Origin of the sequence: Thalassotalea insulae (assembly GCF_030161395.1) — a bacterium.
Classification (GTDB): Bacteria; Pseudomonadota; Gammaproteobacteria; order Enterobacterales; family Alteromonadaceae; genus Thalassotalea_E; species Thalassotalea_E insulae.
In genome coordinates, this window is record NZ_BSST01000001.1 from 3,575,371 (window position 1) to 3,587,937 (window position 12,567).

At 41.1% G+C, this 12,567-nt stretch carries 10 protein-coding genes and 1 riboswitch; of the genes, 7 read left to right on the top strand and 3 right to left on the bottom strand.

The features are described from left to right. Window positions 1–9: 9 nt before the first annotated feature. The 6 genes from pntB (at window position 10) to QQK06_RS16040 (ending at window position 7,467) form a co-directional block, all read left to right on the top strand. Window positions 10–1,413, top strand: coding sequence for a Re/Si-specific NAD(P)(+) transhydrogenase subunit beta (gene pntB, locus QQK06_RS16015; protein WP_284245788.1), 1,404 nt, complete (start codon window positions 10–12; stop codon window positions 1,411–1,413). A 199-nt stretch (window positions 1,414–1,612) separates the two neighbouring features. Continuing rightward, window positions 1,613–3,541 carry a collagenase gene (locus QQK06_RS16020; protein ID WP_284245789.1) on the top strand — a complete coding sequence of 643 codons (1,929 nt, stop codon included), beginning with the start codon at window positions 1,613–1,615 and terminating at the stop codon, window positions 3,539–3,541. A 70-nt stretch (window positions 3,542–3,611) separates the two neighbouring features. After that, window positions 3,612–5,009, top strand: a complete 1,398-nt coding sequence (locus tag QQK06_RS16025) for an alanine/glycine:cation symporter family protein (protein ID WP_284245791.1) — start codon at window positions 3,612–3,614, stop codon at window positions 5,007–5,009. A gap of 5 nt (window positions 5,010–5,014) precedes the next feature. Further along, window positions 5,015–5,314: a TfoX/Sxy family DNA transformation protein gene (locus QQK06_RS16030; RefSeq protein WP_284245792.1), complete on the top strand. Its 300-nt coding sequence runs from the start codon at window positions 5,015–5,017 to the stop codon at window positions 5,312–5,314. A 133-nt stretch (window positions 5,315–5,447) separates the two neighbouring features. Then, window positions 5,448–6,764, top strand: a complete 1,317-nt coding sequence (locus QQK06_RS16035; RefSeq protein ID WP_284245793.1) for a DEAD/DEAH box helicase — start codon at window positions 5,448–5,450, stop codon at window positions 6,762–6,764. A gap of 37 nt (window positions 6,765–6,801) precedes the next feature. Beyond that, the gene (locus QQK06_RS16040; RefSeq protein WP_284245795.1) at window positions 6,802–7,467 is read left to right on the top strand and encodes a hypothetical protein; all 666 of its coding nucleotides are present in this window, start codon (window positions 6,802–6,804) and stop codon (window positions 7,465–7,467) included. A gap of 24 nt (window positions 7,468–7,491) precedes the next feature. On the opposite strand, the gene QQK06_RS16045 is transcribed toward QQK06_RS16040, so the two are convergent. Continuing rightward, window positions 7,492–8,382: a GGDEF domain-containing protein gene (locus QQK06_RS16045; RefSeq protein WP_284245796.1), complete on the bottom strand. Its 891-nt coding sequence runs from the start codon at window positions 8,380–8,382 to the stop codon at window positions 7,492–7,494. Between the two features lie 298 nt (window positions 8,383–8,680). On the opposite strand from QQK06_RS16045, the gene QQK06_RS16050 reads away from it, so the two are divergent. Further along, window positions 8,681–10,648 carry a monovalent cation:proton antiporter family protein gene (locus QQK06_RS16050; protein WP_284245797.1) on the top strand — a complete coding sequence of 656 codons (1,968 nt, stop codon included), beginning with the start codon at window positions 8,681–8,683 and terminating at the stop codon, window positions 10,646–10,648. A gap of 2 nt (window positions 10,649–10,650) precedes the next feature. On the opposite strand, the gene QQK06_RS16055 is transcribed toward QQK06_RS16050, so the two are convergent. Together QQK06_RS16055 and QQK06_RS16060 are read right to left on the bottom strand one after the other, a co-directional pair. Next, window positions 10,651–11,802, bottom strand: coding sequence for a patatin-like phospholipase family protein (locus tag QQK06_RS16055; RefSeq protein WP_284245798.1), 1,152 nt, complete (start codon window positions 11,800–11,802; stop codon window positions 10,651–10,653). Window positions 11,803–11,983: 181 nt separating this feature from the next. After that, the gene (locus QQK06_RS16060; RefSeq protein ID WP_284245799.1) at window positions 11,984–12,343 is read right to left on the bottom strand and encodes a DUF3718 domain-containing protein; all 360 of its coding nucleotides are present in this window, start codon (window positions 12,341–12,343) and stop codon (window positions 11,984–11,986) included. A gap of 64 nt (window positions 12,344–12,407) precedes the next feature. Next, window positions 12,408–12,504, bottom strand: a riboswitch (cyclic di-GMP riboswitch). Window positions 12,505–12,567 lie beyond the last annotated feature (63 nt).

The following is a 12,567-nucleotide window of genomic DNA, read 5'->3' on the forward strand; positions in this document are numbered from 1 at the left end:
GGTACAATTATGGAATTTTCATCGAGTTTAATTAGTGCCGCTTATATTCTTTCAGCATTATTGTTTATTTTCAGTTTATCTGGCCTGAGTAAGCAAGAAACGGCAGAAACCGGTAACTGGTACGGCATTGTCGGCATGACGATTGCGCTGGTCGCGACTATCGCAGATCCTCGCGTCTCTAACGTGCTGGTGATCCTGGTGGCTATGGTGATAGGTTCGCTGATCGGTTTGCGTTTGGCAAAGAAAGTCGAAATGACGCAAATGCCGGAATTAGTCGCCATTTTGCATAGTTTTGTTGGTTTAGCTGCGGTATTAGTGGGGTATAACAGCTATTTTGAAATGGGTCATACGCCAATATTGACCATTACTGCTGAGCAGCAAATGGCGGTTAATATTCATCTGGTGGAAGTGTTTCTCGGCGTCTTTATCGGCGCTGTGACTTTCACTGGCTCTGTGGTCGCGTTTGGAAAATTACGTGGGGTAATTAACAGTGCGGCATTAATGTTACCCCATCGTCATAAAATGAATTTAGCTGCGGGTGTTATCAGTTTTATTTTAATGGTGAGCTTTGTCTTGCAGGGTGGCGGTGATTTTGCGCTTTATTTGATGACGTTTATTTCGTTGGTATTTGGCTGGCATTTGGTGGCCTCAATTGGCGGTGCCGATATGCCTGTGGTCGTCTCTATGCTTAATTCTTATTCCGGTTGGGCAGCAGCAGCAGCAGGTTTTATGCTAAATAATGATTTGTTAATCGTTACAGGCGCACTAGTGGGATCATCAGGGGCGATCTTATCTTATATCATGTGTAAGGCGATGAATCGTTCATTTATCAGCGTGATTGCCGGTGGTTTTGGTACCGAAGTCGTAGTGGATAATAGCAAGGATTATGGTGAGCATACTGAAGTTAATGCAGAAACTGTCGCTGATATGCTAAGCAATGCTAAGTCGGTTATTATAGCTCCAGGTTATGGTATGGCGGTGGCGCAGGCGCAATATCCGGTATATGAAATGACTCAGGCGTTAATTGATAAAGGCATTAGTGTCCGTTTTGCGATTCATCCGGTTGCTGGCCGTTTACCAGGACATATGAATGTACTATTAGCCGAAGCTAAGGTGCCTTATGACATAGTATTGGGGATGGATGAGATCAACGATGATTTTGCTGATACCGATGTGGTGTTAGTTATCGGGGCAAATGATACCGTTAACCCGGCGGCGGCTGAAGATCCTAATAGTCCGATTGCAGGCATGCCAGTACTGGAAGTGTGGCATGCGAAAAATGTTATTGTTTTTAAACGCTCAATGAATACCGGTTATGCTGGGGTGCAGAATCCGTTGTTTTTCAAAGATAATACGCAGATGCTATTTGGTGATGCCAAAGACTCGGTTGAGCATATCTATAAAGCCTTATAACTCACTACTATTAAATAATTAGTGAGAAGCCAGTAACTAAGTTTACTGGCTTTTTTATTGGTAGCTAGATGGGAATGCTATCAGACCTTTTAGACGACTATTATGTTTTTTTAAGCGAAATATTTTTTAACAGATTGGGTTTGAGTTGTGTTTGTATACAATATATTATTGGCTTTCCTATTAGCTAAATAAATTTTGTATGTTTAATAATAAGAATTTAACGAATATACCTGTAATTAGTCGTGCTTGCTGCTGGATGTTTATCGGCTTGTTTTTGGTATCTTGTTCAGTTTATAAGCCAGTCGTAGAGGATAAGTTGTTGTCAGCAACTCAGTCGCAAGCAAAGGATGTCTGCGTAGCAGCTGAGCAATCAGCTTCCATTCATTCGATATTAGCGGATAGTCAATTAGGTTGGGATAAGTGTTTTAACCATAGCCCTGAACTTTTTCAAGCGGCGGTTAATCGACTATCGACACTGATAACGCTTAATGACAGAGAAAGTGTTGACCAGCTGAATGCTGAATTGGATCATTTGTTTATCTATATACGGGGGTTTAGTTACTATGCGGAGCGAAAAGCTGTCGATAGTCAAACCTGGTTAGCATTAGATAAGCTATTAGCGCGCTTAGCGAGAATGCCAGTTTTTTACCAGCAAACGGATACTGGGGCTCGACTGCGTGAACATTTTCTCGTTACTTTGTATCGCTTTTATTATCAAAAACCGTTAATTGAACAATTGCCGCAGCAGCTGCAAGTCGTGGTGAATATATTGGAGCAGCTTAATGTGACTGACACTAGATCAGTATTAAGTGAACAGGTGCAATATAGTCAGTTAGAGCTTTATCGAACCTTAGGTTTCATTGCTTATGAAGCGAGAGCCAATGACGAGCTCAAAGTGGCATTGTTAGCCAAGTTTGAACTGGCCAGTAAAGAGCAGATGACCTTATTGGAGTTAACAACCGCGCACTTTAAGCAATTAACGGACAATAACTGGCAGTTACATCATAGTCTATGGGTTTTAGCGTATTTTCATCAGCTGCTGGAAGAGCCGCAGCAACAAGCGCTTGATAAAACCGTACAAGATTTTTTATTTGAGAACATTGATGTACAACCCGTGGCTGCCAAGCGAAATTTTTCCGGTATTTATTTAGCAAATTCCTATCGTACGTTAGATGATTGTCAGCAAACTTTTGTCGAACGTTGTGATATTCCTGCTGTCGAGCAAGTATTACCAATAAATCATACATGCTCAGATAATTTGTTTATTCGGGCCACTAGCTTATCTCAGTCGCAACTGATGCAAGCTTGCCAGCTATTGCTTAAACAGCAAGATTTTTTTCATCAAAGCCTGAATACTGGTCAGCAAGCGGTTGCCAACGACTTTAATGACTCATTACGCGTGGTGATTTTTGATAATTACAGTGATTATAATCGTTATGGTCAGCTCACTTTTAATATCAATACCAACAATGGCGGCATGTATATTGAAGGCACACCTAGCGACAGTGACAATCAGGCGACGTTTTATTCCTTTCAGGCGTTTTGGCAAAAGCCGGAATTTAGTGTTTGGAATTTAAATCACGAGTACGTTCATTATCTTGACGGGCGTTTTAACAAATATGGCGGCTTTGGTCACTTTCCCAGTCATATTGTGTGGTGGACTGAAGGATTGGCAGAGTTTATCGCTAATGAAGCACATAACCCGAGAGCGTTTAAATTATTAGCTGATACGCCAGCGGCAAAGTGGCCTGATCTCGCTAAGATATTTGCAACCACTTATCCCGATGGCAGTGATAGTGTTTATCGTTGGAGTTATCTGGCTCACTTGTTTTTATTTCAGCATTACCCAGAGAAAATGCGAGCATTGGCGGCCAATCTTAAAATTGATTTTTTTGACGGTTACCGGCGCTTATTGACTGACATTGAGCAGCAATATTCCAGCGAATTTAAATTATGGCTAATTCAGCAATTGGCTCGTCAGCAAACGCTTAACGTTGGCAATAGTGTTGAAGCTGAATCAGCTAAAGGTACGGTTAAGAAGATGAATCGTTACTGGTATCGCAGCTATTTACAGCCTGCGCATTTACCGCTGACTATACGGCATAATCATTTAATCAATGTTAATTGATTGTTCTTTAGTCTTTTTTCTGACTAAGAGTTTGTTATGCTTGACGGATAATCCATAACAGGAAGCTGAAGTGATAGAACTTTGGGTAGGCACCATCAATAGCTATTTATGGGGCAGTATTTTAATTTATTTGCTCACCGGTTGTGGCATCTGGTTCACCATTAGGTTGAAAGGACTGCAGTTTCGCCAGTTTTTCCATATGTTTTCGGTGCTCAAATCTAGCCGTAAAACGAATTCTCATGGTATTTCATCGTTTCAGGCGTTATGTACCACCTTGGCTGCACGAGTAGGTACAGGCAACTTAATGGGGGTGGCGGTTGCTATTTCATTAGGTGGTGCCGGAGCGGTGTTTTGGATGTGGTTGATCGCTTTAGTGGGAATGGCAACAGCATTTGCAGAAAGCGCACTCGGGCAACTTTATAAAGAAAAAGATGCCAATGGCAATTATCGAGGTGGACCAGCCTATTACATGAGTAAAGGGTTGAAAAGTAAAAAACTGGCAATTACCTTTTCACTCTGTTTATTTTTTGGCTATGGCTTTGTTTTTAGTTCGGTACAGGCTAATTCTATCACTGATGCGTTTTATGGCTCATATGGAATTGAGCCTCTGGTAACAGGCATTATTATTACGTTGCTTACTGCGGTTATCATTCTTGGTGGTTTAAAAAATATCGCCCGTTTTGCCGAAATAACCGTACCCTTTATGGGATTGGCGTATGTGATTATTTGTTTGGTGGTACTGGCGATGAATATTGAGCTGTTGCCTGCCGTTATCAGTGATATTTTTGCTTCAGCCTTTGGTTTAAAAGAGGCGGGCAGTGGCTTAGTTGGTGCCGCTATCATTCAAGGGGTAAAGCGGGGGCTTTATTCCAATGAAGCTGGCATGGGCAGTGCACCTAACGCGGCTGCTGCTGCGGTACCTTATCCACCTCATCCAGTATCACAAGGCTATGTGCAAATGCTGGCGGTATTTTTTGATACGATAGTGATTTGTTCGTGTACGGCATTTTTAATCTTATTGTTTGACGGACACCATGGCGACTTTCAGGGGATTCAGCTAACGCAGCAGGCGCTGGCGTATCAAGTGGGAGACTGGGGCCAGGATTTTATTACCTTTGCCATTTTATTGTTTGCTTTTACCTCAATTGTCGCAAACTTTGCCTATGCGGATAACAATCTAAAATACTTAAACTTAGATAATATGTTGGGGCATTGGTTTTTACGACTTGGTTTTTTGGCGATGCTAGTGTTTGGCTCGGTTGCTAGTTTACCAGAAGTGATCGCATTGGCAGATATGTCGATTGGCTTAATGACAGTGGTTAATGTCACTGCTTTGTTTTTATTAACGAACGTAGTGGTCAGTATCAGCAAAGATTATCATCAGCAGAAAAAGGCAAAGCAGCTGCCTTGTTATCAGCCCAGCGAACAGCAGCAAACTCAGTTTCATTTAACTAAAGGGATATGGTAAGGCATATGGGGGAGCTCAGTCAGTTAAAGGGCTTAGGACTTAGTTCTGAAAAGCGTTTAAATGAGGTAGGGATTTTCACGCGTCAGCAATTGTCTGCATTAGGTGCGATTCATGTGTTTATCACATTGGAGAAATACCATGGAAAAACGCCCAGTTTAAATTTTCTCTATGCGTTAGTGGGGGCCATTGAAGATATACCTTGGCAGCAAGTTGCCCAACAGGAAAGAGAGCGTTTATTGATTGAATTGGCTAGTGCGCGTGAGTTTAATGCCTTGTTGTTAAATGAAAGTGATGAGCAAAGATAAATATGCTAGTAAAACGACTGGCTAATGTTAAATAATGACATTTTAAATAAATTACTCACAGTCATTTAGGCATAATCGATTTAGGCTGTTATAATCCGCGCCATTCAGTTATTTCAGGGTATTAGGTGTTGTTGTGAGTGTTGACTCGATAGGATTATCAGCCGATTTATTAAAAGCAGTAAAAGCGTGTGGATATAAAAATCTGACACCGATTCAGCAACGGGCGATTCCAGTTATTCGCCGAGGTGACGATGTGTTGGCCAGTGCGCAAACCGGCACAGGAAAAACTGCCGCCTTTACTTTGCCAATACTGGATCAGCTAGCTGAAAAAGGCTCAGTTGGGCAGGTACAGGCACTGATCTTAACTCCTACCAGAGAGCTAGCGTTGCAGGTTAGCGAAAACATTCAGGCTTATAGCCAGTTTTTACCGTTAACGTCAGGCGTGATTTACGGCGGTGTTAATATGCCAGCACAAACCAAAATGCTAAAACAAGGCGTGGATATTTTGGTGGCAACACCAGGGCGCTTGTTGGAGCATGTAGTGTTGCGTCATGTGGATCTATCACAAGTGAAATTCTTAGTGTTAGATGAAGCGGATAGGATGCTCGACATGGGATTTTTAACTGATGTTGAGCGGGTACTAGCGGCAATTAAGCATAAACATCAAACCCTGATGTTTTCGGCGACTTTTTCTAATAAAGTGAAAACGTTAGCTAAACAGATTCTTAATACTCCTCAAACCATAGAAGTGGCGAAACAAAATACGACTTCCGGTAAAGTGAAGCAGTCAGTTTATTGGGTGAGCGAGCAGCGTAAACGAGAGTTACTCTCTGAGCTTATTGGTGTCAATAACTGGCAACAAGTATTAGTGTTTGCTGGTACGAAGGAAAGCGCAAATCAGCTGGCAAAAGAGCTGAAGCTTGATGGTATTAAGGCGGCACTATGTCATGGTGATAAATCACAGGGTGCAAGAAATAAAGCGTTAGCACAATTTGTTAATGGTGAAGTTCGGGTATTAGTCGCCACTGATGTTGCTGCACGTGGATTAGATATCGATGATTTACCTTATGTAGTGAATTTTCATTTACCGTTTTTAGCGGAAGATTATGTCCACCGCATAGGTCGAACTGGACGAGCGGGTAAAAGCGGCACGGCAATTTCATTGGTCAGCCCGAAAGATGAAAAGTTTCTTGGTAATATTGAACAACTGATCGGACGAAAATTTGATCGCATTGTCATGCCGGGCTATGAGTTTGATAGCCGGTTAGTGGAGCACCGTCAGCAAGGTTTAGATACGCCAGAGCAAAAAAACCGCTACCAGGCAAACCGTGATAAAAATATCGCGATTGAGCATAAGCAAAAAGAAAAGTCAGCATTAAAACTTGCCAAAGGAAAGGCGAAAAAAGGCCTTAAGAGCAATGCTAAGGGAAAAAAAGCGAAACGCAAATAACCTATACATAAAAATAGTCTAGAGCTAAACAACCTAAATGTCGTATCAAGCGATAGAAACACCTTTTCAATTTCGTTATTGCTGCTGGTTTTGTGGTGAGCCAGCAGCGAGTCATTTGGATTTTCCTCAGCCGGGTAATATTGTTTTAGATTGTCCTCATCCACCATTATCGTTAAATACTTGTGCTGAGTGTTATCATTTGGCAGCTCGCTGTAAAGTAACATCGATCTGGCAGGTGCGAGAGCAAGTAAAACGTTTATTGTTTCAACGATATCAAAAAGATCTGGCTATCGGTATTAATTGGACTGAGCAAGAGTTGGCAAATAGTGAATTTGCAGGCGGTAATTTTGCTGGGTTTCAGCGCAGTGCCTGGATGATGTTTGAAATTGCTAAGGCGAGGGTAAATTTTTGCGGTTGGGCTTTGATCCTTGGTGGAATTAACATTGAAGATCTTAAGTGCAAGGAAAGTGAGCCATTTCAATTTGACGGTATTGAGTTTCCTTCGATCAACGATGCGGTGATTCATTACGCTAAAACCTTTGATTTAGATAAAGCGTTTTTTCTGCAGGTCACTGATATACTCGGCCAAGAAAAGTTTTCTCAAGCGGTGAGGTTTTGTCGCCTATTGGTCGGTTCTACACCAAATGAGCGTAAAGCTGCGCTTAAACAGTTACGCTCAAATCTTAATGGTTATCCCATCTGAATTAAACATTCATTTCAATTGGTATTAGACAATGTTTAGCGTGCGGTTTTCACTGATTTTATTTTGATACAGTAACTGATCAGTACGTTCAAAAAAGCTTTGTTCGCTATCAGCCCGATTCATTAAACTGGCGCCTAATGAGCAACTGACCTGATACTTAGAGAGCAAGCAACAGGCGTTAATCGCTTGATGAATACGCTCTTCGATAACTAACAATGAATTTTCATTGGCATCCTCAACCAATACGACAAATTCGTCACCACCAAAGCGAAATAAGCTGTCAGAATCACGGACACTAGCGCGTAACGCATCGGCAAAGTGAAGCAAGATGTCGTCACCTATTTTGTGGCCATAGGTATCATTAATGGTTTTAAATTTATTTAAATCGCAGACTATCATACCGACTTTAGAATGTTGACGATTGGCATGGTGCATGGCGCGTTTAAGTTGCTGGTCGAAATAGCGGCGGTTACCTAATCCGGTTAAACCGTCTTGTAGCGCAAGTTGCATTGCTTTTTGATATTTAATCGCGTTATTTAACGGGTGTAGCAGTACCTGATGCAGCTGTTTAATAACTTTGTTATTACTAATGCTGATCGGCGCATTTAACGCATAAGTTAAGGTGCCGACATAATGATTATTAATTTTAAGCTCGTAACGACGCTCTTTTTTGCCCGCTTTGCTACCTCGAGCGGCAGCGCTGATCTCAGCTTGTTTAAAATACAGGCCAGAAAAGTCGACGTATTTAGCTGCTTCCAGAGCAAAGATGTTAAGTAGTACATTAAGTTCAAGACTGGTTTGTAATTGCTCGGATAACGCAAGTTTTCGATAATTATCCTGATGATCCTGAGTATCAAATACTCTAAACGCATTGAAATCGACAGAGGTGTTTTCAACTAAATTTAATGTTTGCATAGCGGCACCTTTTAAAATACTACAGCATTTACAAAGCAAAAAATGTACCTATAAAAAATATCGCTATGATTACAATGGGATAGAGGGGAACTCAGTAACAATAACGGCTAGAGGCGGCATTGTAATGTCATATGTCATAAAATTGTCGGCAAGTGTTTGCCGGTTTGTTTTGACTAAAATAGTCAGCTAATCAATAGTCAAATAGGGATCAGTTAAAACTTTTTTCCTAAATTACCTGCAGGCAATATATACTAAAATCATAGCAACCATTTTACTCATTAATTTTATTAGGTTTTTTGTGACAGATTACGTAGAAATTCTCGCTATTCTTACCAGTGCCGTATTGATTGTTTGGTTATTTAGAAAGCTGCATTTACCGGCGATTTTAGCTTATTTAGTCGCTGGGATGTTGGTTGGCGAACATGGCTTAGCGTTAACCCATGAAAGTGTTGACTATGAGCATTTTGCTGAGCTTGGCATTGTTTTTTTACTGTTTACTCTGGGGTTGGAGTTTTCATTACCAAAACTCATGGCAATGCGTCACTTAGTGGTTGCGGTTGGTAGTTTGCAGGTCGGGATCTCTATGTTGATCTTTATGAGCATAGCGTTATTTTTAGGACAAAGTTTTGCCAGTGCCATCGTAATAGGAGGGATTCTAGCGCTATCTTCTACCGCAATTGTTATCAGGCAGCTGAGTGAAAGCGGGGCGATGAAGCGAAAGTCGGGACAAATTTCGGTCGCGGTTTTACTGTTTCAAGACGTTGCTGTGGTGCCACTTTTGATCATTATTCCGATGTTCGCGGAGCAAAGTGATACGTCCATGGTACTGGAGTTGTTATTGGCTTTGGTAAAAGGTGTCTTTGTTGTCGGCATTTTATTGTCAGTGGGGAAGTGGGTACTACCTAGGATATTTAATTTAGTTGCTCAGGTTCGAACGGATGAACTGTTTGTTTTAACTACCTTGTTAGTCACATTAGTGGCGGCGGCGTTAACCCAATGGTTTGGCTTGTCTATGGCATTAGGGGCGTTTTTAGCTGGAATGATGTTAGGGGAAAGTCAGTATAAACACCAGCTAGAAGCAGATATTCGCCCTTATCGTGATATTTTACTGGGCTTATTTTTTGTCACTGTCGGCATGAAATTAAATCTTGCGTTACTACTTTCTTCTCCATTGCTGGTATTGGCATTATTAGTTAGCTTTATGCTGATTAAAATCTTAGTGCTCAAGTTTCTGGTGGTACGTGCCGGAGAGCAAACTAAAGATGCTTGGGCATCGGCAATCATGTTGGCGCAAATGGGGGAGTTTGGTTTTGTCTTAATTGCCTTGGCAAGCCAAGTGAATGTTTTACCACTTGATATTGCTTCTTTGTTATTAGGTGCAGGTGTTATTAGTATGGCAATTACACCATTTATGGTAGAGCACGCCCGTCAATGGGGAGTTTGGCTTAGTAAGGAAGAGCAACAAAATACTGATGAGCTGTCGCAGTTGCCGAGCCAAAATGAACTTAATGATCATGTTATTATTTGTGGTTTTGGCCGTATTGGTCAAACAGTCAGCCGTTTTTTAAAACAAGAGTCAATCGATTTTGTCGCGATAGATATCGATCCATTAAGAACCACCAAAGCGCGGGAAGCGGGAGAAAATGTATTATTTGGCTCTTCTCGCAAAACCGAGTTATTGGAAGCGGCAAAGTTATCTAAAGCTAAGTTAGTGGTGATCGCTTTTGGTGAAGATAAGCAGTCGATTGAAGTGATCCAAAAAGTGCGCTCTTTAGCGCCTGATGTTCCTATTTTAGTGAGAACGCGCAACGATGATAATCTGGAACGTTTACAGCTAGCCGGTGCTAATCAAGTGGTACCTGAAAGCCTTGAAGGGAGCTTAATGTTAGTGTCTCAAGTGTTATCTCTTTCCGGGATCCCTTTTTCAAAAATTGTTAAGCGGGTGCAGAAAGAGCGGAAAAGTCATTATAGTCATTTACATGGTTTTTTTCAGGGGGAGCATACTGACATGAGCCCAGAAGCTATAGAACGGATAGAGTTTGCTAATGCGGTGTTATTAACGGATGACTCTTTTGCGGTTGGCCACAGTATTGCAGCATTAAATTTAACAGCACGGCGTGTCACGGTTGTGAGTTTAAAACGTGATAATAGCGAAACAGAAGAACCGCCATTAGATACTGTGCTCCAAGCGCAGGATACGTTAGTTATTCGCGGTAAACCACGCCGTGTAGAACGGGTAGAACGCTACTTGCAAGAAGGTCGATAAATTTATAATTCGAGATATTCTCTTATTCTTTGCTCTTGTGCTAATGCATCCTGATAGCCGAGTTTAATGAGGTGCTGACAGTATTGTTTATCAAACAGCAGGTAGCTGATGATACTAGATTCAGGATCGTTTGCTATCCCCATCGTTCTTAGCAGTAATCGAATCGCCAATGGCAGCTGATGATAGTACTCAAAGGCTATGGCATTAAAATCGTGACTGGGGTTGATAACAAACGAGTTGATATTCTTTAATCCCTCATGTGTCCTTTTGTTTTCCTGATTAATAAGCGATAAGGTATTGTTGACTCGGTTCATACGTTCTAAGTCACTTTGCAAGGTATCTGAAAAAATACCGTCGAGTAAATGGCCGGCTATAGTGGCTGTCGTTGGCGGATGCGGATTATTTTCTCTTGCGTGTAAGGGCTCTTTCGGCTGCTCGACCCCGATAATAAATAACTTTTCTCCACCTAAGTGAATGGCCGGGCTTAGCGGCGATAATTGATGAATAGAGCCATCACCATAATGTTCGTTATGAATTTTTATCGATGGAAACACTAGTGGAATTGACGCTGAAGCTAGTAAATGATCACTGTTGATCATGCTAGGAATACCACGACGTTTTGCTCTAAACCAGGGAATGATAGAGGATTCTGATTGAAAAAAGCTGATGGAATCACCACTGCTGTAACTGGAAGTAGTGATAGATATCGCCGTTAAAAAATCCTTTCTGATATTGTTGTCAATGCGCCGGTAATCAATAACTTCGTTTAGTAGTAAACGAAGTGGTGCGTTATTGAGTAAACTGCGTGGCGTTTTACTGGCATAATCGGCCTGAAAACTGGCGAAAATCCCTTTAAAGATATGAGAAAAAACTCGATACGGATCGCTATGGTAAATACGACTGGTAGTGAGGTTTTTCCATACCCATTCTAATTTTTTTACCCCCAGTTGAAAGCAGGAAGCGTAGCAAGCTAAAGCCGTAGTGTTAATGGCACCGGCAGATGTCCCGCACAAGATGGGGAAGGGCAAAGGGTGGTTTCTTGGAGCAAACTTTGAAATAGCTGAAAGCACACCAACTTGATACGCTGCTCGAGCACCGCCACCAGTTAGCACTAAGGCATTTTTACTGTTTTTATAGCTTCTTTTATGTGACATTTATTATGAAATTCTATTGTTATCATTTTAATTGTAAATTGTTTATGAAAATAAACAATGATTTGTAACTATTTGACATAAAAGAAAAAGCCAGCAAATGCTGGCTTTTTAAATTGACATAGAATTATTAGCTAGTAAAACAGTTCACTTGTAAAACAAATAACGCCTACTAAAAAATAATTTAACTGCTGACGCGAGCGTTAGCAGCGTCGATTAATGGTTGCGATCCATTTTGCATTAGTGCCAAGTTGTCTGAGACAGTTTTCTTTGGCAATTTTGAAATCATCAAAGAACCTGTATCTACAGAGCCACGATCGGCAGCAAATACTAACAAGTTTTTACCATTACATTGAATACCATCAAAAACACTACGAATTTTCAGTCTATTCGCTTTTAAAAATCTCCGCATGCGTTTCTTATCATCAGCGGCAACGTACTCACACAAACTTTGTGCTATGTTGGCTGCCTGAGCTTTTGGAACAGATACAACAGACGTCAATGTTAAAGCAGTAATCGTAGAAACTAGTAATAATTTTTTCATTTTAATAACCTTATAAATGCGTAATAGTTAATTAAAAGAAAAAACCACAGGACGTACCTAATAACTCGGTAACTCCGCTGTCATAGCCATTATATTGCAATAAAGACCTTAGACCGGTGGTTTTGCGTAGCACGTTTTCGCGTGCCTTGCCCTTTCTTTGTCACCTTCAGTATTACTAAATTCGTATAAAATTGCAAGAGGAGGGGCATTTTCCGCAATATTTG

Bases quoted from the DNA above. Each gene is read 5' to 3' on its own strand.
- QQK06_RS16030 (WP_284245792.1), top strand. From the start codon at position 5,015: ATGGGGGAGCTCAGTCAGTTAAAGGGCTTAGGACTTAGTTCTGAAAAG.
- QQK06_RS16045 (WP_284245796.1), bottom strand. From the start codon at position 8,382: ATGCAAACATTAAATTTAGTTGAAAACACCTCTGTCGATTTCAATGCG.
- QQK06_RS16020 (WP_284245789.1), top strand. From the start codon at position 1,613: ATGTTTAATAATAAGAATTTAACGAATATACCTGTAATTAGTCGTGCT.
- pntB (WP_284245788.1), top strand. From the start codon at position 10: ATGGAATTTTCATCGAGTTTAATTAGTGCCGCTTATATTCTTTCAGCA.
- QQK06_RS16040 (WP_284245795.1), top strand. From the start codon at position 6,802: ATGTCGTATCAAGCGATAGAAACACCTTTTCAATTTCGTTATTGCTGC.
- QQK06_RS16055 (WP_284245798.1), bottom strand. From the start codon at position 11,802: ATGTCACATAAAAGAAGCTATAAAAACAGTAAAAATGCCTTAGTGCTA.
- QQK06_RS16060 (WP_284245799.1), bottom strand. From the start codon at position 12,343: ATGAAAAAATTATTACTAGTTTCTACGATTACTGCTTTAACATTGACG.